The organism is Pseudomonas sp. UW4, assembly GCF_000316175.1.
Taxonomy (GTDB): Bacteria; Pseudomonadota; Gammaproteobacteria; order Pseudomonadales; family Pseudomonadaceae; genus Aquipseudomonas; species Aquipseudomonas laurylsulfatiphila.
In genome coordinates this window covers 2713051-2735298 of the sequence record NC_019670.1, presented here as the reverse complement: position 1 = coordinate 2735298, position 22248 = coordinate 2713051, and the positions used below count along the sequence as shown (strand labels likewise).

The 22248-nt window shown below is 61.4% G+C and carries 19 protein-coding genes and 2 pseudogenes; 8 read left to right on the top strand and 13 right to left on the bottom strand.

Annotation, left to right across the window (positions count from 1 at the left end; genetic code table 11):
• Window positions 1–66: 66 nt before the first annotated feature.
• Window positions 67–756, bottom strand: coding sequence for a GntR family transcriptional regulator (locus PPUTUW4_RS11900; RefSeq protein WP_007973313.1), 690 nt, complete (start codon window positions 754–756; stop codon window positions 67–69).
• Window positions 757–896: 140 nt separating this feature from the next.
• On the opposite strand from PPUTUW4_RS11900, the gene PPUTUW4_RS11895 reads away from it, so the two are divergent.
• The 7 genes from PPUTUW4_RS11895 to PPUTUW4_RS11865 all read left to right on the top strand — a co-directional run bounded on the left by PPUTUW4_RS11895 (window position 897) and on the right by PPUTUW4_RS11865 (window position 8262).
• On the top strand, window positions 897–1982 hold the full coding sequence (locus PPUTUW4_RS11895; RefSeq protein ID WP_015094871.1) for an ABC transporter ATP-binding protein: 1086 nt from the start codon (window positions 897–899) through the stop codon (window positions 1980–1982).
• A 1-nt stretch (window position 1983) separates the two neighbouring features.
• Window positions 1984–2901, top strand: coding sequence for an ABC transporter permease (locus PPUTUW4_RS11890; RefSeq protein ID WP_015094870.1), 918 nt, complete (start codon window positions 1984–1986; stop codon window positions 2899–2901).
• Window positions 2898–3686 carry an ABC transporter permease gene (locus PPUTUW4_RS11885; protein WP_007995935.1) on the top strand — a complete coding sequence of 263 codons (789 nt, stop codon included), beginning with the start codon at window positions 2898–2900 and terminating at the stop codon, window positions 3684–3686. Before PPUTUW4_RS11890 ends, PPUTUW4_RS11885 begins: the two co-directional genes overlap by 4 nt.
• 16 nt (window positions 3687–3702) lie before the next feature.
• A complete protein-coding gene (locus PPUTUW4_RS11880; RefSeq protein WP_015094869.1) occupies window positions 3703–4785 on the top strand; it encodes an extracellular solute-binding protein in 1083 nt (360 codons plus the stop codon).
• A gap of 121 nt (window positions 4786–4906) precedes the next feature.
• The gene (locus tag PPUTUW4_RS11875) at window positions 4907–6103 is read left to right on the top strand and encodes an amidohydrolase family protein (protein ID WP_015094868.1); all 1197 of its coding nucleotides are present in this window, start codon (window positions 4907–4909) and stop codon (window positions 6101–6103) included.
• Window positions 6100–7587, top strand: a complete 1488-nt coding sequence (locus PPUTUW4_RS11870) for an amidohydrolase family protein (RefSeq protein WP_015094867.1) — start codon at window positions 6100–6102, stop codon at window positions 7585–7587. Before PPUTUW4_RS11875 ends, PPUTUW4_RS11870 begins: the two co-directional genes overlap by 4 nt.
• 12 nt (window positions 7588–7599) lie before the next feature.
• The gene (locus PPUTUW4_RS11865) at window positions 7600–8262 is read left to right on the top strand and encodes a flavin reductase family protein (RefSeq protein WP_007995928.1); all 663 of its coding nucleotides are present in this window, start codon (window positions 7600–7602) and stop codon (window positions 8260–8262) included.
• 120 nt (window positions 8263–8382) lie between these two features.
• Here the strand turns inward: PPUTUW4_RS11865 and PPUTUW4_RS11860 are convergent, their stop codons facing one another.
• The 7 genes and pseudogenes from PPUTUW4_RS11860 to PPUTUW4_RS29170 form a co-directional block, all read right to left on the bottom strand.
• A complete protein-coding gene (locus PPUTUW4_RS11860) occupies window positions 8383–11481 on the bottom strand; it encodes an error-prone DNA polymerase (RefSeq protein WP_227698125.1) in 3099 nt (1032 codons plus the stop codon).
• On the bottom strand, window positions 11457–12872 hold the full coding sequence (locus PPUTUW4_RS11855; protein WP_015094865.1) for a DNA polymerase Y family protein: 1416 nt from the start codon (window positions 12870–12872) through the stop codon (window positions 11457–11459). The genes PPUTUW4_RS11860 and PPUTUW4_RS11855 overlap by 25 nt, the downstream gene beginning before the upstream one ends.
• Window positions 12873–12879: 7 nt before the next feature.
• Window positions 12880–13497, bottom strand: coding sequence for a translesion DNA synthesis-associated protein ImuA (imuA, locus tag PPUTUW4_RS11850; protein ID WP_007973327.1), 618 nt, complete (start codon window positions 13495–13497; stop codon window positions 12880–12882).
• On the bottom strand, window positions 13497–14114 hold the full coding sequence (gene lexA / locus PPUTUW4_RS11845; RefSeq protein ID WP_015094864.1) for a transcriptional repressor LexA: 618 nt from the start codon (window positions 14112–14114) through the stop codon (window positions 13497–13499). The genes imuA and lexA overlap by 1 nt, the downstream gene beginning before the upstream one ends.
• Before the next feature lie 165 nt (window positions 14115–14279).
• A pseudogene (locus PPUTUW4_RS30615) lies at window positions 14280–14399 on the bottom strand (gamma-butyrobetaine hydroxylase-like domain-containing protein); the annotation flags it as partial.
• Window positions 14381–15613 carry an MFS transporter gene (locus PPUTUW4_RS11840; RefSeq protein WP_015094863.1) on the bottom strand — a complete coding sequence of 411 codons (1233 nt, stop codon included), beginning with the start codon at window positions 15611–15613 and terminating at the stop codon, window positions 14381–14383. The pseudogene PPUTUW4_RS30615 and the gene PPUTUW4_RS11840, both read right to left, overlap by 19 nt.
• Before the next feature lie 93 nt (window positions 15614–15706).
• A pseudogene (locus PPUTUW4_RS29170) lies at window positions 15707–15778 on the bottom strand (gamma-butyrobetaine hydroxylase-like domain-containing protein); the annotation flags it as partial.
• A 1202-nt stretch (window positions 15779–16980) separates the two neighbouring features.
• On the opposite strand from PPUTUW4_RS29170, the gene PPUTUW4_RS11830 reads away from it, so the two are divergent.
• A complete protein-coding gene (locus PPUTUW4_RS11830; RefSeq protein WP_041474850.1) occupies window positions 16981–17700 on the top strand; it encodes an AAA family ATPase in 720 nt (239 codons plus the stop codon).
• 69 nt (window positions 17701–17769) lie between these two features.
• Here the strand turns inward: PPUTUW4_RS11830 and PPUTUW4_RS11825 are convergent, their stop codons facing one another.
• The 5 genes from PPUTUW4_RS11825 to PPUTUW4_RS11805 all read right to left on the bottom strand — a co-directional run bounded on the left by PPUTUW4_RS11825 (window position 17770) and on the right by PPUTUW4_RS11805 (window position 22178).
• Window positions 17770–18048 carry a DUF971 domain-containing protein gene (locus tag PPUTUW4_RS11825; protein ID WP_015094860.1) on the bottom strand — a complete coding sequence of 93 codons (279 nt, stop codon included), beginning with the start codon at window positions 18046–18048 and terminating at the stop codon, window positions 17770–17772.
• Window positions 18045–19007: a HEAT repeat domain-containing protein gene (locus tag PPUTUW4_RS11820; protein ID WP_015094859.1), complete on the bottom strand. Its 963-nt coding sequence runs from the start codon at window positions 19005–19007 to the stop codon at window positions 18045–18047. The genes PPUTUW4_RS11825 and PPUTUW4_RS11820 overlap by 4 nt, the downstream gene beginning before the upstream one ends.
• Window positions 19004–19852 carry an ABC transporter ATP-binding protein gene (locus PPUTUW4_RS11815; RefSeq protein ID WP_015094858.1) on the bottom strand — a complete coding sequence of 283 codons (849 nt, stop codon included), beginning with the start codon at window positions 19850–19852 and terminating at the stop codon, window positions 19004–19006. Before PPUTUW4_RS11815 ends, PPUTUW4_RS11820 begins: the two co-directional genes overlap by 4 nt.
• Window positions 19852–20634 carry an ABC transporter permease gene (locus PPUTUW4_RS11810; protein WP_015094857.1) on the bottom strand — a complete coding sequence of 261 codons (783 nt, stop codon included), beginning with the start codon at window positions 20632–20634 and terminating at the stop codon, window positions 19852–19854. The genes PPUTUW4_RS11815 and PPUTUW4_RS11810 overlap by 1 nt, the downstream gene beginning before the upstream one ends.
• A 137-nt stretch (window positions 20635–20771) precedes the next feature.
• Complete coding sequence (locus PPUTUW4_RS11805; RefSeq protein WP_015094856.1) at window positions 20772–22178, bottom strand: ABC transporter substrate-binding protein; 1407 nt, start codon at window positions 22176–22178, stop codon at window positions 20772–20774.
• Between the last annotated feature and the right edge of the window lie 70 nt (window positions 22179–22248).

Sequence of the window (22248 nt, the reverse complement as noted above, 5' to 3'; positions counted from 1 at the left end):
TAGCTGATTCTGGCGGGCTACCGGAGATCCCCACACTTTGGTCCTCAGTAACCGAGAGACCGTGCACTACACCTCAATCAAATGCTTGAGCGGGTTGTAACTGCTTTTCAGGGTCGCCGCGACATCGAGAATGGCCTTCTCGATGCCATTCAAATGCATGCAGGTCAGCTCGATGGCCGCGCTCTGGTTGCCCGCTTCGATGTACTCGATCAATCGCAGGTGTTCATCGTCGCGACAGGCTTCGTGGCTGTCGTCATCCAGTGCGGCGGCATACAGCGAGGCCCGGGAAATCAGCTTCTGGAACCAGTCGAGCAATACCGGATTGTTCAGGCTGCGGGCCAGTTTGATATGGAACTCGCCGAGCAGGTGAATCAGCCGTTCGTGATCACCGCTTTGATGTGCTTCATCTTCCAGCAGCAGGTGATCGCGCAGATCCTGGGTCACCGCCGTATCACGGCGACGGCACAGTTCACTGACGATACCGATCTCGACCAGACGCCGGGTTTCGAACAGCGAGCGGATCTCCTCGTCACTGGGCAATGACACCGATGCACCTTTATTAGGCTCGGTGGTGACCAAGCCATCGGCCTCCAACTGCTTGAGCGCAGCCCGCACAGACGTGCGGCTGACGTTGAACAGCTCGGCCAGCGAGGCTTCGCCCAGCTTCATCCCCGGACGCAACGAACGCTTGCTGATCGCCTCGTAAACCCCTTGGTAGACGCGGTCGACCGTGGTTTCCAGTTTCTTTTCCGTCATTCATCAACTCCTTGCGCCCTGTGCAAACAACCCTGGCGAATGATCAGCCTTTGAAAAAGGGGCTTGCACGAGCAGGTTAATCCGGGTATTTCTAAATTGCATCCAGATTTTGCATACAATAATTAGAGGAATGCACCATTATGGGTCATCCAGTTGCAATTGAAGTGCGAAACGTCTCCAAGCGATATTCCGACGACCCTGGGCTGGCGCCAGCCCTCGACAATGTTTCTGTCGACATCGCCGACAACGAATTCTTCACCCTGCTCGGCCCCTCCGGCTGTGGCAAGACCACCCTGCTGCGCACCATTGCCGGCTTCGAACACGTCAGCGACGGTGAGATCCGCCTCGCGGGCGAGCCGGTCAACGATTTGCCGCCGTTCAAGCGTCGGGTCAACACGGTGTTCCAGAGTTACGCGCTGTTTCCGCACATGAGTGTTGCGCAGAATATCGCCTTCGGCCTCGAGATGCAGGGCCTTGATCGCAAACTGATCCCGCAGCGGGTCGAGGAAATGCTCGCGCTGGTGCAAATGCAGCACCTGGCCAAACGCAAACCGGCCGAATTGTCCGGCGGCCAACAGCAACGGGTGGCTCTGGCCCGGGCCCTGGCGCCGAAACCGAAAGTGCTGTTGCTCGATGAGCCGCTGTCGGCGCTCGACCTCAAGCTGCGCAAGGAAATGCAGGTCGAACTCAAGCGCGTGCAAAAAGAAGCCGGGATCACCTTCATTTTCGTCACCCACGATCAGGAAGAAGCGCTGACCCTGTCCGATCGCATTGCCGTGATGTCCGCCGGCAAGATCCTGCAAATCGGCACGCCCAACGAAATCTACGAGCGTCCGCAGCACCAGTTCGTCGCGCAATTCATCGGCGACATCAACTTCCTCCCCGGGCACCTCAAGCGCGGCCAGCAGAACGAAAAGCTCTTCGTGCCCAACGGCATGCCCGTGGAAATCCCCTGCCCGGCCCAGGGCTTTGACGGCAGCAAGGTGCAACTGGCGTTCCGCCCCGAGCGTTCGCAACTGGTTGAGCCGTCGCAGCCCCATCACCTGCGCGGCGTGATCGAGGCCGTGCTGTACGTCGGCACGGCCACGCTCTATCAGTGCCGCCTGAACAACGACATCAAGGTCATGCTGCGCGAGAACAACGAAGGCCTGAACCACGGGCGGGTGGTGGGTGATCGCGTCGCGGTCAACCTGCCGCCCCACGCCTGCCTGCTGATGGAGGCCTGAGATGAGCGTCAGCAGCACTTCCCCTGCCCTCAACCGCGCGCTGTTGCTCAGCCCGGTTGTCCTGACCCTGTTGGCCCTGATCGCCATTCCGCTGGGCATCATGGGCTACATCAGCCTGTTGCCGCGCAACGTCTATGGCGGCGTCGACTGGCAGGCCGACTGGCAATTGCAAAGTTATGTGCAGCTGTTCTTCCAGGAAGGTTTCGACGGCGAACTGGAGTTGAACTGGGTCTACGCCCAGGCGTTGTTGCGCTCGGTGTTCCAGGCCGGCGGCACCACGGTCCTGTGCTTCCTGTTCGGCTTCCCGGTGGCGTTGTGGATGTCGAGCCTGACACCGCGCCGACGCAACCTGATGGTGTTGCTGATCACCATCCCGTTCTGGACCAACCTGCTGATTCGCAACTATGCCTGGCTGATCATCCTGCGCGAACACGGCTGGGTCGCCCAGAGCCTCAACGCGCTGTTCCCCCAGGCCGGCGGCATCACCCTGCTCTACAACGACTTCGCGGTCAGCGTCGGCCTGGTCTACAGCTTCCTGCCGTTCATGATCCTGCCGATCTACTCGACCCTGGAGAAACTCGACTGGCGTCTGGTGGAAGCCGCCTATGACCTGGGCGCCAATCGCTGGCATGCGTTGCGGCGGATCATCCTGCCGCTGTCGATGCCGGGGGTGATTGCCGGTGCCTTGCTGGTGTTCGTGCCGAGCCTGGGTGCCTTCATTACCCCGGCGATCCTCGGTGGCGGCAAGACGCTGATGATCGGCAACCTGATCCAGCAGCAGTTCGGCACCGCGCGCAACTGGCCGCTGGGCAGTTCGCTGTCGTTCCTGCTGCTGGGGATCATGTTGCTGTCCCTGGTGCTCTACGCCCTCTATAGCCGCAATGCCGCCAAGACCCAACGCCCAGGAGCCCAAGCATGATTGCCCTGCACCTGAAGAAACTGCCGCTGACCCGTGAAGTCAGCCTGTTGATGCTGGCCTATCTGTACCTGCCGATCTTCGTGCTGATCGCCTACAGCTTCAACGCCAACCGTTCGGCGACGGTGTGGACCGAGTTCTCGTTTGCCTGGTACGGACGCATCCTGGCCAACCCGTCGATCCAGACCGCGGCATTGAACTCGATCATCGTCGCCAGCATCGCCACGGTCTGCGCCACGGCGATTGCCCTGCTCGCGGCGCTGGCGACGTACCGGCCGTTCTACGGACAGAAAATGGTCGAAGGCGGGATCAACCTGCCGCTGATCCTGCCGGAGATCGTCACGGCCGTGGCCACCCTGCTGCTGTTCATGGCACTGGGAATCAAGCTCGGCCTGCTGACGGTAATCGTCGCCCACATCGGCTTTTGCATCCCCTTTGCCTACCTGCCGATCCGCGCGCGGCTCAATGACCTGGACAAGAGCCTGCTGGAAGCGGCGAACGACCTGTACGCCAACCCCTGGCAGGTGTTTCGCCGGGTGACCTTGCCGCTGCTGTGGCCGGCGGTGCTGTCCGGTTCGGTGCTGGCGTTCGTGGTCAGCCTCGACGATTTCATCATGACCTTCTTCGTCGCAGGGCCGGGTTCGACCACCTTGCCGGTGTACATCTTCTCGGCGATCAAGGCCGGCGTGACGCCGGAGATCAATGCGATTTCGACCCTGATGCTGGTGATATCCATCGTGCTGGTAGTGCTGGCCTTCTGGCTGGGACAGCGCGGCAAACAACAATGAGCCTAGAGACTTCTTTATGAGCAAGAAAGTGAAAAGCCCCCGTTTTGCTGCTGCCGGTTTCGCCGTTGCCGGTCTGGCCTTGAGTTGCTTCACCGCGTTCGCTGCGTCCAGCGCCCAGGCCGCCGAGCCCAAGGAGCTGTTCTTCTACAACTGGACCGATTACTACCCGGTCGACCTGCTGGCCAAGTTCGAAAAGGAGACCGGCATCAAGGTCACCATGGACGGCTACGACAGCAACGAAACCCTGCTGGCCAAATTGCAGGCCGGCGGCGCGGCGTACGACGTGATCGTGCCGTCGCAATCGATCATGCGCACTTTGATCAACCAGAACCTGCTGCTGGAAATCGACGCCTCGGCCCTGCCCAACTTCCAGTACGTCAAGCCGGCATTCCGCGACCCGAGCTTCGACCCGGGCCGCAAGTTCTCGGCACCGTACCTGTGGGGCACCACCGGGTTCTCCTATGACAGCGCCCGGGTGCCCGGCGGCAAGCTCGATGACTCGTGGAAAGAGTTCTTCGAGCCACGCAAGGAACTGCAAGGCCAGCTCGCCGCCCTCGACACCTCCAGCAGCGTGATCAACGCCGCCAGCCACTACCTGAATGTCGACGAGTGCAGCGAAAACCCGCAGGACGCCAAGCGCATCCTCGAACTGCTGCAAAAACAGAAACCCTTCCTGAAGATGTACAGCTCGGACAACACCGTCGACCGCATGGCCTCCGGTGAAGTGATCATGATGCAGAACTGGAACGGGTCTACAGCGCGGGCCACCCTGCAGAAGAGCACCATCAAGTACGTGTATCCGAAGGAAGGCCTGGCCATGTTCCAGGACAACTTCGCCGTACCCAAGAGCGCGCCCCACCCCGGCAACGCGAAGATTTTCATCGACTGGATGATGAAACCGGAAAACGCCGCCGCCGTGTCCAACGCCATCGCCTACGCCAACGGCATCCAGAGCGACAAGCTGATCGACGCCAAATGGCGGGTGATGGATGCCATCAACATGCCCGACGAATTCGCCTCGCGCCTGCGTCCTGAAAAGGAATGCAGCAACAAGGCGCGTGAACTGCAGGACCGGATCTGGGCGAAGCTCAAGGGCTGATCCGAAACCGAGTCGCGGCCTTCGCGAGCAGGCTCGCTCCCACATTTGAAATGCATTCCATTGTGGGAGCGAGCCTGCTCGCGAAGACGCCCGTCCAGACAACATCGAATTTGAGGTTTGTATGACCCAACCCCGCTGGCTGCGCAACGTGCGCCCCTACGGCTCCCCCGCCGAAGACCTGCTGATCGAAAACGGCCGGTTCACCCAACGCCGTCCGGCCTCGATCGAAACTCTGTCCGCCACCGACATCGACGGCCAGAATCAGTTGCTCACTCCCGCCCTGGTGGAAAGCCACGTACACCTGGACAAAACCCTCTGGGGCCAGCCCTGGCGCCCCAACAGCGCCGGTCCGACCCTCAAGGACTACATCGCCAACGAACGGCGCATCCTGCGCGAAGTCACCACCCCCATCGCCCAACGGGCCGGGGCCCTGCTGGAAAACTGCATTGCCCGGGGCTCACTGACCATGCGTTGCCACGTCGACATCGACCCGGAATTCGGCCTGCGGCATGTCGAGGCCATGCAGCAACTGCGCGAACAATACCGCGACCTGATCGACCTGCAACTGGTGGTGTTCCCGCAAACCGGGCTGATCAGCCGCCCCGGCACCGCCGAACTGATGCGCGAAGCCATGGCCCTGGGCGTGGAGAACGTCGGTGGCCTGGACCCGTGCGGCATCGACAACGACCCGATCGCCCAACTGGATTTCGTCTTCAAGCTGGCCAGCGAATTTGACCGTGGCGTCGACATTCACCTGCACGACAAGGGTGAGCTGGGTCTGTGGCAGATCGCGCTCATCGCCGACTACACCGAGCGCTTCGGCCGCCAAGGCCAGGTGATGATCAGTCATGCCTACTGCCTCGGCATGCTGCCATGGAGCCAGGTCAAACCGGTGGCCGAGCGCCTGGCGACACTGGGTATTTCGCTGATGAGTTCGGCCCCGGCCGATTGCGCGGTGCCGCCGTTCCTGGCCCTGCGCGAAGTCGGCGTGAATCTGTGCCTGGGCTCGGACGGCATTCGTGATGCATGGTCGCCGATGGGCAACGGCGACATGCTGGAGCGCGCGATGCTGCTGGCGTTCCGTTTCGATTTGAACAAGGACGAAGAACTGGCGGCGGCGTTCGAGGCGGCGACCGTCAACGGCGCCCAGGCACTGGGTTGCGCAGCCAATCGCCTGCAGGTCGGCCAGCCGGCGGACTTCCTGCTGATGCCCGTGCAAACGTTGGGTGAAGCGGTGGTTTCGCGACCGCTGCGTCAAGTCTATCGCGCCGGTCGTTTGATCGCTGCGGGTGGTCGTTTGCTGGAAAGCCGCCTGTGAAGCGCATCGGTTTGCGGGCCAGTTGCGTGGTCGGCTTCGACGGCACGCAGCATGTGCTGTGGCGCGACGGCGAAGTGGTGTTCGAAGGCTCGCGCATCGAGTTTGTCGGGCGCGGTTATCCGGGCCCGGTAGATCAGTGGACCGATTACGGCAACGCGCTGATCGGCCCCGGCTTCATCGATCTGGATGCCCTTGGCGATCTCGACTCCACGGTACTGACCCTGGACAACGGCGACGAGCGCGACATGGGCCGGATGTGGTCAGCACAGTATCTGGCGCGCGGATCGCGGGAAAGTTACAGCCCCGAAGAAGAAGTCTTCAAATACCGCTATGCCTTCACGCAACTGATCCGCAACGGCATCACCACGGCCATGCCGATCACCTCGATGTATTACCGCGAGTGGGCCGAGACCTACGACGAGTTTGCGGCGGTCGCCGGCGTGGCGGCCGAGTTGGGACTGCGCACTTACCTGGGCCCTTGCTACATGAGCGGCATGAGCTACTGGCGCGCCGATGGCAGCCTGGCGCACCACTGGGACGAAGCCCGGGGCATGGCCGGCCTCGATTCCGCCGATCGGTTTTTCCGGGATTTCGACGGCGCGCACAACGACCTGATTCGCGGCGCGCTGCTGCCCGATCGCATCCAGACCTGCACCCCGGCGCTGCTGCAACGCACCGCCGCGCTGAGCCGGGAACTGAACGCACCAATGCGCCTGCACTGCTGCCAGGGCCTGGGTGAAGTGGCGATGGTCGAGCAATTGCGCGGCACCTCGCCGCTGGGCTGGTTGCAGCAGCTTGGGCTGCTGACCCCGCGCAGCCTGCTGCCCCACGGCATCTACACCCACGGCGATGACGACCTGCAACGTGTGGTGGATGGCGGCGCGAGCCTGGTGCATTGCCCGGTGGTGTTTGCCCGGGACGGCGAGGCATTGAATTCGTTTGGCCGCTATCGGGCCAAGGGCATCAACTTCGCCCTCGGTACCGACACCTGGCCGGCGGACTTGCTCGACAACATGCGCCAGGGCCTGAACATCGCCCGACTGATGGAGGGCGGCAACGAGCTGACCAGCACACTGGATATGTATAACGCCGCGACCCTCGGCGGCGCCAGGGCCCTGGGCCGCGACGATCTCGGCCGACTGGCACCGGGGTGCAAGGCCGACATCAGCGTGTTCAACCTGCGCGGGATGCACCTGGGGCCTTTGTTCGACCCGCTGAAAAATCTTCTACTGGCCGGTCGCGGCGACGACTGCATCGCCAGCTACATCGATGGCCGCTGCGTGATGCAGGACGGCCAGGTCGAGGGCGTCGACTACCCCGCCCTGCAACGCCAGGCCCAACGCCAATTCGAAAAACTGATGCGCAGCCACAGTGACCGGGCCTTCGGCCAACCGGACTGGAAAAGCCTGTTCCAGCCGGCCATCCCGTTCGCCGACGACTACAGCGCACAGACGCCACTGAGCGCGATCGAGCCTCTCCTTTAGGGAATTCTGCCTATGCAAAGCTTTGACTTCAGCACACTGAGTCCACGGGACAAATACAAGATTCTGATCGGCAGCGTCGTGCCACGACCGATTGCCCTGGTCACCACCGTCGACGGCGAAGGCCGGGTCAACGCGGCGCCGTTCAGCTTTTTCAATGCGCTGTCGGCCGATCCGCCCATCCTCGCCCTTGGCGTGGAAAATTACGGCGACCAAAGCCCCAAGGACACCACCCGCAATATCCAGCTCAATCAGGAATTCACCGTGAACATCGTCAGCGACGCGCTGGTGGAGGCCATGAACGTCTGTGCCGTGCCCTTCGCCCCCGGCTTCGATGAACTGACCGCCGCCGGCCTCACCGCCATCCCCGGCACCACGGTCAAATGCCCGCGCATCGGCGAAGCCCCGGTGGCGCTGGAGTGCCGGCGGATGATGGCGCTGTCCATCGGACAATCCCGGGAGATCATCTTTGGTGAAGTGCTGATGGCGCATGTGCGTGACGAACTGATCGACCCGAAAACCCTGTACATCGATCAGTTGGGGCTTGATGCGATCGGCCGCATGGGTGGGCATGGCTATGCGCGCACGCGGGATTACTTCGATTTGCCGACTCGCTCGTTACAGGCGTGGACGGATGCACCGGGCGGTGGCGAGCGGTTTTGGCCACTGGCCAAATAGCAGGCATTAACACAAACCCTGTGGGAGCGAGCTTGCTCGCGATAGCGGTCTGTCAGGCAGCGCAGATGTTGACTGTAAAACCGTCATCGCGAGCAAGCTCGCTCCCACAGGCTTGCGGCGTCAGTGAAAATCCCGGCTACGCACAGTGATGCCATCGAGCAACGCACTCAGGTCACTCAAGCGCCCGGCTATCAGATGCCGGACCTCGCCCTCCTTCTCCCAGCGCCCGTCGACCTTGAGCAGCTGCGAGCCGACCAGCACCTGGCGCTGGCGCTCGGCCAGGTCGCGCCACACCACCACGTTGACGTTGCCAAACTCGTCCTCGAGGGTGACGAAGGTCACGCCGCTGGCGGTGGCCGGGCGTTGTCGGCCGGTGACCAGCCCGGCGACGCTGACCGGCCGACCGTGCTCGACGTCAAGCAACTCTTTCGAACTGCGGCAGCGCCGCGCCTTCAACTCACCACGCAACAGGGTCAGCGGATGCGGCCCGAGGGTGGTGCCGACACTGGCGTAATCGGCTTGCAGGTCCTCGCCCACGGTGGGTTTGGGTAGCGCCACCGCGTCCTCCTCCTGGCTCGGCAGGCCGGCAAACAAACCCAGCTGCTTTTGTACCCCGGCCACTTCCCAGCGCGCCCGGTGGCGGTCGCCGGCCAGGCCACGCAACGCGCCGGCATCGGCCAGTTGCTCCTGGGCGCGGGCATCGAGCCGTGCCCGTTCGCCGAGGTCGGCGATATCGGCGAACGCGCCTTGCGAACGGGCCGCTTCGATGCGTCGGGCATCGTCCTCGCGAAAGCCCTTGATCATGCGTAGCCCCAAGCGAAGCGCCGGTTGCGCACCGCTGATCGGTTCCAGGCTGCAATCCCAGTCACTGGCGCGCACGTCCACCGGGCGAACCTGCAAATGATGACGCCGAACATCCTGCAGAATCTGGTCCGGGCTGTAGAACCCCATCGGCCAGCTGTTGATCAGCGCACAGGCAAAGGCCGCCGGTTCGTGGCATTTCAACCAGCAACTGGCGTAAGTCAGCAAGGCAAAGCTGGCGGCGTGGGACTCGGGGAAACCGTAGCTGCCAAAGCCCTTGATCTGCTCGAAGATCTGCGCGGCGAACTCGGCGGTGTAGCCGTTTTTCTTCATGCCGGCGGCCAGCCGCTCCTTGTGCGGTTCGAGCCCGCCGTGGCGTTTCCAGGCGGCCATGGAGCGGCGCAGCTGATCGGCCTCGCCGGGGCTGTAGTCGGCGGCGACGATGGCGATCTGCATCACCTGCTCCTGAAACAGCGGCACGCCAAGGGTGCGCTTGAGCACCACTTCCAGTTCCGGCGACGGATACGCCTCCGGCTCTTCCTTGTTCCGTCGCCGCAGGTACGGGTGCACCATGCCGCCCTGGATCGGCCCTGGCCGAACGATGGCGACCTCGATCACCAGGTCGTAAAACGTCTTGGGCCTGAGCCTCGGCAACATCGACATCTGCGCCCGGGACTCGATCTGGAACACGCCGATGGTGTCGGCCCGACCGATCATTTCGTAGGTGGCCGCATCCTCGGGCGGGATGGTCGCCAGGCTCAGGTCCAGGCCCCGGTGCCGGCGCAGCAGATCGAAACATCGGCGAATCGCGCTGAGCATGCCCAGCGCCAGGATATCGACCTTGAGCAGGCCCACTGCGTCGAGGTCATCCTTGTCCCACTGGATGATGGTGCGCTCGGCCATGGCGGCGTTTTCCACCGGCACCAGACTGTCCAGCGGCTGCTCGGAAATCACGAAACCGCCGGGGTGCTGGGACAAATGCCGGGGGAAGCCGATCAACTGCCCCGTCAGGCTCAGCACCCGGTGCAGCACCGGGCTCTGCGGGTCAAAACCACCTTCACGCAGGCGCTCGACGGGGGGCGTTTCATCGCTCCAGTGACCGCAGCAATCGGCCAGGGCGTTGATCTGGTCCGGCGGCAAGCCCAAGGCCTTGGCCACATCCCGTACCGCACCGGCGGCGTGGTAAGTGCTGACCACCGCCGTCAGCGCGGCGCGGGCCCGGCCATAACGCAGGAACACGTACTGCAAGACTTCTTCGCGGCGTTCATGCTCGAAATCGACGTCGATGTCCGGCGGTTCGTTACGTTCCCTGGACAGAAAGCGCTCGAACAGCAACGTGGTGCGATCCGGATCGATTTCGGTGATCCCCAGGGCGAAGCACACTGCCGAGTTGGCCGCAGAACCACGCCCCTGACAAAGAATCTGTTGCTGGCGGGCAAAGCGGACGATGTCGTGGACCGTCAGGAAATAACTTTCATAGCCCAGTTCGGCGATCAGTTGCAGCTCTTTATCGATCTGCACCAACACTTCGTTTTTCGGCCCTTTTGGCCAGCGCCACTCGATGCCTTCCTCGGTCAAATGACGCAGCCACGAGGTGGCCGAGTGCCCTTGCGGCACCAGTTCGCGGGGGTATTGATAACGCAACTGGCCGAGGTCGAAGGTGCAGCGCTGGGCAATGACCAGCGTTTGCGCCAGCAAGTCTGGTGGGTAAAGCGCCTGCAGCACATCGAGACTACGCAGATGGCGCTCGCCGTTGGGATGCAGGCGCAACCCGGCATCGGCCACCGGCAGGTGGTGACGGATCGCGGTCATGGTGTCCTGCAAGGCCCGGCGCCCGCGTGCGTGCATGTGCACATCGCCACTGGCCACGGCGGGAATTCGCAGTTCCCGAGCCAGTATGAGCAAATCGTTCAGGCGTTGCCCATCGTCCTGACCGCAATGCAACTGCACCGCCAGCCACAGGCGTTCGCCGAAGACCTGCTTGAGCCAGTGGCCCTGTGCAAAGGCATCGACAGCGTCCGGCACCCACAACGCCAACAGCCCCGGCAACGGTTCGCCGAAATCTTCGCGCAGCACCTGATACTGGCCTTTGTGCGTGCGGCGCCGGGCGCGGGTGATCAATCGGCACAGCGCCTGATAGCCCTCGAGGCTCTCCACCAGCAGCACCAGTTTCGGACCGTTCTCGATGCGAATTTCACTGCCGATGATCAGCGGCAACTCCACGGACTTCGCCGCTTGCCAGGCACGAACGATGCCTGCCAGGGTGCATTCGTCGGTGATCGCCAGGGCTTGGTAACCCTGTTTTTTCGCGCGCTGGAACAGCTCGAGGGCACTGGAGGCACCGCGCTGGAAGCTGAAGTTCGACAGGCAGTGCAATTCGGCATAGTCGCGGCTCATGCGAACCAGCCCTGCAACCACAACGGGCCGTCCTCGCCGACCGCCCGGTAGGCCCAGCCCTGTTGGCCGGCACGGGTTTCGATCAGGTAATAGTCACGGCGTACGTCGTCACCGTCCCACCAGCCGGACTCGATACGCTCCGGCCCCATGAGGATGCGCGCCGAACCCTGGTGCACGGCCAGCGGCTCGGTCAGCAGCCAGCCCGGCCGCTTCACGGCGCCCAGCACTGCGCACGGCTGGCTGTCGGCACTGGCCTGCCACGCGCACTCGGGGCGATGATCGGCCTGGAAGCGCAAGCCATGCACCGCGTCATCCCCCAGCCGTGCGCGCAGGCGTTCGCGCAGTTGCTCCCAGGGCAAGGACTGCTGCGGGCGATCGTCGAACAGTTCCTGATGCTGGGGCACGAAGGTCGGCAAATCCTCGGCACACAGGCGAAAACCGCGCACCGGCGCCTCGACCTGGACTTGCTCCAGCCGCCCCCGGGCCAGTTCGAAGAGCATCGCCGGATCACGCTCGGCGCTGAGCAGGCCGACCTTGATCAGCGTATCCGGCAACCCGGCGTGCTCCAGATGCAGGTCGAAACGCTGTACGCCGCTGTCGCGACCGCACAGGAACGCCGACAGGTCGCCCGTCAACCGGCGCAACGGAAACAGCAGGGCTTGATGGGACTGCACATCGAAATTGAGCTCGATACGCACATCGAAGCGGTCCGGCGGCAGGTAAAACGCCAGCGCCAGCCGCCGCGTGCCAAGCAACGCATCCAGATGCTTGAGCACCTGGGCCTCGAAACGCCGGGCCAGGCTATGTCGGGGCAACGCCTGCACCTGGCTCAAGGTGCGCAGGCCCATGCGCGACAAGGCCGTGGCAACCTGTGCTTCGAGGCCGATCCGGTCGACGGGCATCTGCCCCAGGTGATGCTGCAAGGCTTGATCATCCGGTACCACCAGGCCGTCATAGGCATTGGCCAGCACCCGCGCCGCCACCGGGTTGGGCGCGGCCACGATGCGGTGCCGAAACCCCAGTTCGCCGAGCTCACGGCGCAAAAGCGCTTCGAATTGCGGCCAGGCGCCGAACAGGCCGAGGCTGGACTCGATCTCGAACACCACGGCCCGGGGGTAATGCACGCTGACCTGGGAACTGAAGCGATAGGCCCAGGCGGCGAGAAACTGCTGCCAGCGCTCGATTTCACTGGCGTCGTATTCAGCCGTGGCAAACCCCTTGCTCAAGGCCTGTGCCGCGCTCATGGACTGGCCGGGACGCAAACCCAGCGCCCGCGCCGCAGTGTTGACGGCCTGCAGCACCCGGCGCTGGGCCGGGCCGGTCAGCAACGCCAGGGGTTCATCAGGATCGGCGCGCTGACGCAATGCCGCGTCCAGCGCCAATTGCGGGAAAACAATGCAGACCCAGCGCATGGCAACCTCAATGCCCCACGGCGAAGGCAATCGGCGCCGAACGGGCCAGGCCGCCGCGGCACTTGAGCACGCGCAGTTGTGCCGGCCGGGCATCGATGGCGATGCGCAGGGCCGCCGGCGAAGGGTTGATCGCTTCACTGAGGGGACGATAGGCGAAGGCCAGGGTCTGGCCGGTTTCCGCCGCCACCTGCAAACGGCGCAAGGCGCGGTCATCGGCCTTGTGCGGCCAGCACAGCACCGCGCCGCAACTGCCCGAACGCAGGCATTGTTCCGCGGCCCACAGCGCATCGCGCTCGCTGGCCCGGATGATCGACAGCTGACGCAGATCGACCCCGGCGCCCTGCCACGCCTGGGGATATGGCACATAAGGCGGCGCCACCAGCACGATGCGTTCGCCCGCCGCAGACAGCCGTGCCAGCGTCGGCCACACCAGTTGCAACTCGCCCACGCCCTGCCCGGCCAGCAGGATTTCCGTCAGCGCCGCCTCCGGCCAGCCGCCGCTGGGCAATGCCGCGTCCAGCGCGGCGTGCCCGGTGGGCTGCGGGCTGGCGGCCGGCGGCGCAGGCCGGCCCCTCCAGACCTGGCCGCCATTGAACAGCGTATCCAGCGCAACGACGGCACCCATCAGCCTTGCCTCACCAGGCCACAGAACACACCTTCGATGGCCAGGTCCTGATCGGCGTTCACAATGATCGGCTGGTAGGCCGGGTTGCGCGGCAGCAGGCGAACCACATCGCCGACCCGCTCGAAGCGCTTGATGGTGACTTCACCGTCGAGCCGTGCCACGACGATCTGGCCATTAACGGCCTCGGGGTTGCGGTGCACGCCCACCAGATCGCCGTCGAGAATACCGTCCTCGATCATCGAATCACCGCGCACCCGCAACATGTAGTCCGGCACCCGCGAGAAGAGCGACGGATCGAGCAGCAAGCGGCTATGGATTTGCGCATCGACCCCGATCGGCGCACCAGCCGCCACCCGACCAAGCACCGGGATGTCCAGCAACTCGGGACGCGGCGGCTGCCCGAGCAGGCGAATGCCCCGGGCCTGATGCGGGTTGACCTCGATAAACCCGGCTTCGGTCAGCGCCAGCACATGCTTGCGCGCCACGCTGCGGGAGGCGAAACCGAACGCCTCGCTGATTTCAGCGAGGCTCGGAGGCTGACCGTGCTCGGCGATGCGATCGCGGATAAAGGTCAGGATGGCGGTACGGCGGGGAGTCAGAGTCGTCATGGAGTACATTTGTACTCTTTTGGCATTTACCTGGCAAGGACCGTCAATCATCTGGTGGCAGGACCAGTGACCTGTGGGAGCGAGCTTGCTCGCGATGGTCTTTCATTCAACATGTGTATCGACTGAGCGAGCCTCATCGCGAGCAAGCTCGCTCCCACATTGGACTTCAGTGACTCAAGAGGTGAGTTGCGCCAGATACGCCCACGGATAAATCCCCGCTCATGGCCATCGCTGAAGACCAGTTGCAGGCCATACCCCCTGCGAGTGCTATTCGATCACCCGAACCCGCGCATCCTTGGCATGAGCGTAAAGGACACCAAAACAATTAACAGTGTGCCTACGGCACTGAGGATTGCCGTGAGGGAAAGGGTCTGGGAATAACCGACCATCCCGCCGACGATTCCGCTACCAAGAAAAATGAAGGGGTGCACGCCACTGGTAAAGAGCGTATCGACTGCCACCACTTTACCGAGGTCCTTTTCGGGAGACAGTGTCTGCATCGCTGTGGCCCAACCAGTCAACCAGGACGCTTCGACGATACCCACCAGGATCGCCCCCAGTATCGCCATCCAGGACGAGCTTCCCATGCCGAGTAGTGCCATCGCGCCGGCCAGGAACAAGCCGCAGGTCACAGCAAGTCCGATCAGTCGTTCATGCCCGGAAACAAGCGCCGTGATGATTGATCCAATGCACGCACCGAATCCCGAGGCGGCCAGACACAGCCCCCACATTTCTTCGTTGAATCGATCGCTGATGGCATAGGGAGCGACGACCAGGAAAATCGGGAAACACAAGACGTTCACCACAAGGGTGGCCGCGAAGCCCAGCAAAAGCTTGGAGTTGCCGGTAACGATGGCAATGCCATTGACCGCTTCTCGGATCGAGAACTTCTCCTCGAACTCATGGGACTCCACATTGGGCAACATCGCCGTGTAAATGGCGGCGCAGAAGAATGTGAGACCATCGATCAAAATGCCCCAGACCGGGTCCCAGAAAATGATGAATACACCCAGCGTCGCGGGAAACAGCACAGCGACCAGGTTGTCGACAAAGTTCATCGCACCATTGCCCGCCACCAGTGCTTGCTTGGGCAGCAATTTGACGAGCAGTACCTGAGCACACGGACGGGAAACCCCAATGCCGATGCCAAATATCAGGTAGGCAAAGACCAGGTACCACCAAGGCGTACCGGAGACGATCAGCGCCACTGCGGCCAGTTGCGCAACACCCCTCGCCGTGTCGGTGTAAATCAGTACTTGCTTCGGCGACTTTCGATCCGCCAGCAAACCTCCGATCAGGGCCCCGATCACGGTCCCTACCCCGACTGCCGCCATGACAAAACCGAATACTTCTCCTCCGTAGCCGGTCCGGATAAGCGCTATCGGCAGTGCGGCCAGACAAATAACGTCGCCGGCCATCGAGAGACTTTGGCCAATGAGCAACTTGCGAAAAGACGAGACGCTCAGAGCTTCGGTATAAGGTGATAAGCGATCGGCGATAGAGATCATAAGTAATCCTCCTTGAGACCAGAGCAAAAAGATCGCAGCCTGCGGCAGCTCCTACAGGAGGCCGGTTCAGCCAGTGAGTCCAGCCAGATAGGCCTACGGATAAATCCCCCGTTCATGCCCATCGCTGAAGACCAGTTGCAGGCCATAGCCCTGGCGCGCAACTCGATAACCCGCAGACGTAAGGCCCAGCATTCCTTGCTCGAACAAAAAGGACGATCAAAAAAACAAGACCTACCGTTCGTCTCCTTTCTAAAAAAATCAGCACCTGAAGAAAATAAAAATCCATAAAAAAAGTACAAAACGCACATTTACTCCTACAGAAATATTCTACTCAATATATCAAGATCATTTCTGCCTGCCGAAAACTAAAATACAGATTCAAAAAGGAATTCCACAGTTCCATACTAGAGACTATCCACACTAAAACAAAACCAAGCCACCAAGACTCCTGACATCATGTAGGACGCTTCTTAAAAACATGCAGGAATCCCCCTACAACACAAAATCCCTTCGCTTGCATTCAACAGCAAAATCAACTAATCCTTGCAGCACCACTTAATACCAAGCGGCAACCCCACAAACAAAAGCAAAATAAAAAACAACAAGACTGAAAAGCGCCACTCAATGACTAAAAATATTTTACCCAGAGTATTCTCCCTAACCTCCATATTCATCAAAGAACAACTAAAGGAGCCCATCGCCTTTTTCTGGATCATGATACCCCCTTGTGTAATGTTCTATTTCTTTGCAACAACCAGGCAAGACCCCAACTATTTATCCAGCAATTACATTACGATTTCGGCATGGTTTTATGCCTACATCTCTTCAAGTGTCGCGCTATTCGGATTCGCCTTTTACATAATCGGAAGAAGGGAAAGCGGATTCACTCGATCATTTATTTACTCCAGGGAATCAAAACTGATTTTTCTTTTATCGCACTTCATTGCGTACTCGCCAATATCAATATCTTATTGCGCAACCTTTTACTTGACGACCAAGTTTCCATTTGGAAACTACACCCTCGGTGAACTACTGAATCTGGCACTACGCTTTTACATCTGCTTTATCATGTTTTGCACTTTTGGGGCTGCCTTCTCATTGCTACCGATCAATTTTCAGAACTCGAACACTTTGCTTTCCATTTTTTCGTTTTGCATGTTGATCCTCGGAGTAATGAGTGCCAGCAGATCAAACCCCATCACCGACGCTTTGAACCTCGCAAACCCACTGACGCTTGCAAGCCAAATAATGGAACAAGGCATTGAATCCAACAAACTCATCACAACTGCAATAGTTCTTTTGTTTGTTTTTGCATTGTACAAAACGTTCAAGCACCTAAGAATAAATCCCGTATGGAGCCGGTACTGATGAAAAAATTCACGGCGCAGAACATTGACTTCTCCTATACAGATACGCCTCTCTTGACCCGGGCATCTCTTGAGGTTGCTCAAGGCGACATTGTCGGCATTCTGGGGCCCAACGGATCTGGAAAAACAACTTTTTTCGATATCGTCTGCGACCTTAAAGAAGCAAAGTCCGGTTTCATAAAAAACGACTTCAGTCGCTTTTTATACCTTTCCCAAATCATCTCCACGCCCCCACCGCTGCGCATGCGTGACATCTTTAAAATGGTGACGGCGCTGTCATCAAACGAGCCCATGACACAAGACAAAACCCTGAAAAAACTAAGTACCTGGAGCCCAGCGATAGTTGACAGATACCAAGACACATGGAACAAAAAATCATCGTTATGCAGCTACGGAGAGACACGCTGGTTCTTTACGCTTTCACTTCTATCAATTTCTGCAGACTTTGTAATTCTCGATGAACCTACTGCCGGTGTAGATCCAGAATTTCGTCACTATATTTGGCAATGTCTTCACGGCGCTGCCAGGGAAGGCACCGCCATTCTGGTTTCCTCGCACAATGTTGAGGAGATAATCAACCATTGTGATTATTTTTATATGATCAGCCAGCAACGCTTCAATCGCTTTAACAACGGCCGTGAGTTCATGCAAAAGTATGGAGTAAAGACTGTGGACGATGCGTTTATCCGGGCCGTTACTGAACCTGTATTCGCCACATAAACCACTGGAAGCGCAAACGGGGGAGCTGCCGCAGATCGCGACAACTGCCGATGAGGAATGGAATTCGATTCAGTCGGTAAGTCCAGCCAGATACGCCCACGGATAAATCCCCCGCTCATGCCCATCGCTGAAGACCAGTTGCAGGCCATAGCCCTGCGGGTTCAGTTCGATTACCCGCACCCGGGCATCCACCATCGGCGCCATCCCCCGCAGACGAAAGGCCCGGCACTGCGAACATGGACACTGACGACGCAGTTCGGCGTGGTCCAGCCACTGTTCGCGGCCATCGGGCCAGTTCAATCGCAGCTGCTGCCTACCCTGCGAATTACCCACCGCCAGCGGGTTCATTGCAGTTGACTCAAGGCAATGCGCACGGCCTTGCGCACTTCCGGGTCGCCGTCGTGTTGCGCGGCCTGCAATGGCGCAATGGCCCGTGGGTCGTTGAGTTCGCCGAGGGCCAGCGCGGCTTCCTTGCGCAGGTTGCTGATGCGATGGTCGAGGGTGTCGATCAGCGCTTCAAGCGCCGGTACATAACGCAAGCGACCGAGGCTGCGGGTGGCGCGCAGGCGCACCTGCCAGTAATCGTCGCCCAAGGCGTCGACCAGGGCCGGGCCGGCGTCGGGGTGGCCGACCTTGCCCAGGGTGGTGGCGGCTTCTTCGCGGACTTGCCAGGCATCGTCCCGCAAGGCCTGGCGCAGGGCCGGCAGCACCTGGGCGTCAGACGCCAGGCCAAGCGCCCCGGTGGCGGCCCGCCGCACGTCGGTGTCTGGGTCAGCGCTGGCCAGTCGCGCCAGTGCCGGCAAGGCATCAAGCTGCTTGAGCCAGCCGAGTACGCCCACCGCCTCGCGGCGCACGCTGGCGCTTTCATCGTCCAATGCAGCGGCAGCTGCTGCGGCGGCATCGGGGCAGCGCAACTCGCGCAACGCCCGGAACGCGGCAATGCGTACGCCGCTGTCGGCGTGCCCGGTCCACGGCAGAATGACCCGGCCCGCCGCTTCGCTCTTGAGCAGGCTGAGGCTTTGCGCAGCGGCCGCCTGCACCGCCGGGGATGGATCCGTCAGGGCCTGGCACAAGGCTTCGACCACGGGCGCGTCCTCCCAGGCTTCCAGCAACCGGGCGGCTTCGGCGCGGACCTCTGCCATCGGGTCTTCGGCCAGTCGATCGATCAACCACTGCAGGCCTTCCGGCTCCTCGAGATCGGCCAGCTCGATCAGTGCGATCCGGCGCACGCCAGGGTCGTCATCGGTCAGGCGCGGTTGCAGGGCCAGAATGTCGTCGTTATCGGTTACATCAAATAGAGAGGTCATAGGGCAAATCGCGGCAGTTTGTTTTCAGGGGGAAGTCCGAGCGGGTTCAGGCGCGGCAGTTGCCGGCCGTCTTCGTGCCGCAGGAGTTCGAGGCAATGGCGCTTCAGATGCGAGAATTCAGGGCGGGTCATCAGCTCCGTGCTGCGCGGCCGGGGGAAATCCAGGCGCAGGTCTTCGATGATTCGCCCGGGGCGCGAGCTCATGACCAGCAAGCGGTCGGCGAGGAATAGCGCTTCGTCGATGTCATGGGTGACAAACACCACGGTGGTGCGGATGCGCGTCCAGATGTCCAACAGCAGTTCCTGCATGTTCAATCGGGTCAGGGCATCTAGGGCGCCAAAGGGCTCGTCCATCAGCAACAGGCGCGGACGGTTGACCAGCACCCGGGCGATTTCCACCCGCTGCTGCATGCCGCCGGACAGTTGGTCGGGCCAGCGCCCGGCAAAACCTTCGAGGCCCACCAGGGCGAGGATTTCATCCGCTGCCTTGAGCCGTTCGACCTTGCCGACGCCACGCATTTTCAGGCCGAACGCCACGTTGTCACGCACCGTGCGCCACGGAAACAGTGTGTGCTGCTGAAACACCATGCCCCGTTGTGGCGATGGCCCCGACACCGGCGCGCCATCCACGCTCAAGCTGCCGGTGCGCGGTTGCAGGTGGCCGGCCAGCGCCCCGAGCAAGGTGGATTTACCGCAACCGGACGGCCCGAGGATGCACACGAACTGCCCCGGCTCGATCTGGCAGTCGAGGCCCTGCACCGCTTCGAAAGCCCCGTGGCCCTCGCCCAGGCTGATCGACAACCCGCGGATATCGATACGCCCTTCCAGGTGTTGAAAAACGCTCATCAGGCTTTTCCTCGTGGTCGATGCCAAGGCGTGAACAGCCCGCCCAGACGCTTGATCAACAGGCTGCTGCCCATGCCGAGCACGCCGATCAGCAACATGCCGACGACGATGTCGGCGTAGTTCTGGATGGTGTAGGACTCCCAGGTGTAATAGCCGATGCCGAATTGGCCGGAGATCATTTCCGCCGTCACCAGGCAAAACCACGAGGTGCCCATGCCGATGGCCAGGCCGGTGATGATGCTCGGCGCCGCGCCCGGCAGAACGACCTCCAGCAGGATGGCCCGGCGCCCTGCCCCGAGGCTTTTCGCCGAGGCGATCAGCCGTGGGTCGACGCCTTCGACGCCATGCACGGTGTTGAGCAGGATCGGGAACAGGGCGCCGGTGAAGGTGATGAACACCATCGACAGTTCCGACGAAGGAAACATCAGGATCGCCAGGGGAATCCAGGCCACGGCCGGAATCGGCCGCAGTACCTCCAGGGGTGGCAGCAACAGATCTTCGGCCCATTTCGAGCGACCGATGGCCAGGCCCAGGGCGACGCCTATGATCAGCGCCGCGAGGTAGCCGGCGAATACCCGCCCGAGGCTGCTGCCCAGGTGCTGGGCGAGTTTGCCGGAGTCGCCAAGGCCGAAGGCGGCTTCGATGACCGCCAAGGGTGTCGGGACGTTGGCGAAGGTCACCAGGCCGAGGTTCCAGTGGTGGCTGGCGGCGAGTTGCCAGAACAGCAGGCAGAGCAGCAGTGAAGCGGCTCTGGGAATCCAGCGTGCATATGATCGGTACACAAATATTCCTCTCAACCGAGATCCCTGTGGGAGCGAGCCTGCTCGCGAAAGCGGTGGGTCAGTCGACATCGATGCTGAATGTCAGTACGCATTCGCGAGCAGGCTCGCTCCCACAGGAGATCAGTGGTGTTTGGGGGTTAGCGAGCGGCCACGGCCTGGGTCGTGGCATCGGTGAAGTCGAATACCTTGCCGCCCTGGGCAGTGGCGAACTGTTGGGCCTGGCCTTTGAGCAGGAACGCGCTCAGCCGCCCTTTTCCGTCGGTGGCAAACCACGCCTGATCCGCCAGCAGCTTGATCCCGCTGTCGCTGGCCTGGGTGTACACCGCGCGGATGTTCTTGCCTTCCTGTTTCAACGCTGTCAGCGCGGTAAATGCCGACTCCGCCGAGGCGTACTGACGGACCTTCGGCTCGCCACGCACCCAGATTTCCGCCACATGGCTGAAGTCGGTGATGGCTTTACCGCTTGCCGCATCGACGGCCTTGAGCGGCTTCTGCTGGTAATTTCCAAGCTGCGCGCTGTAGTCCAGGTTCGAGGCCTTGAAGGCGGCGCGGATGTACTGGTCGTCGATGAAGGTGTTGAGATCGAGACCGCGATCGGCCTTCTTCAACAGCTTGAGAGTATCGATGGCAGTTCCCACGGCCTGACGGTATTCCGGCTTCCAGCTCAGGTCGCGGGTCTGCACGCCGAGGGGGCCATGGAACAGATAGTTGACCTCGGCATCGACCCCGGTGACCTTGGCGATCAACTCGCTGTATTTCTCCGGTTCAGCCGCCAGCAACTGGTTGGCTTCGATGCTCGCCCGCAGGTAAGCGACGACGATTTCCGGATACTTTTTCGCATAGGCCTGATCGACCAGCGCACCGTGGAAGGTCGGCGCATCGGCCTGGGAACCGTCATAGATCTTGCGGGCGAAACCACGGCTGGGGAACAGCTCGGCGAAGGGTACGAAGTCAGCATGAGCATCGATCTTGCCGGCCTGCAACGCGGAGCCGGCGACTTCCGGCGGCTGAGCGATGATGTTCACGTCCTTGAGCGGGTCCCAGCCCTGGGCCGCGACGGCGCGCAGCAGCATGCCATGGGCGGTGGAAGCGAACGGCACGGAAATGGTCTTGCCCTTGAGTTCGGCCAGCGACTGCACGCCCGATGCACTCGGCACCACGATGCCGTTGCCACTGCCCTTGGTGCTGCCCGATAACACGCTGATGAACAAACTGTGCTTGCCCGCCGTTTCGAAGGCCACGCCGTTGAACGCACCAGGGAAATCGGCCATGGCGCCAAAGTCGAGTTTGCCGGCGACCATCTCGTTGGTCAGCGGTGCGCCGCTGGTGAAGTTTTTCCACTGCACCTCGTATTGGGCGTCTTTGTAGGGGCCGTCGTGGGGCAGGTATTTGTCCAGCAGGCCGAGTTCGCGAATCAACAATCCGCCGGCGGCGCAGTTGATGGTGGTGTCCTGGGTGCCGATGGCAATGCGGATGGTTTCGGCCGAGGCCGACAGGGTGAAGGAAGCCAGTACCAGACCGGCCAAAGCTGCACGCAACATCATGAGTGTTTCCCCTCGAATCATTTATTGGATGTTCGTCTCCGCCACGATCAGGGCGTGGTGGGAAACGAGG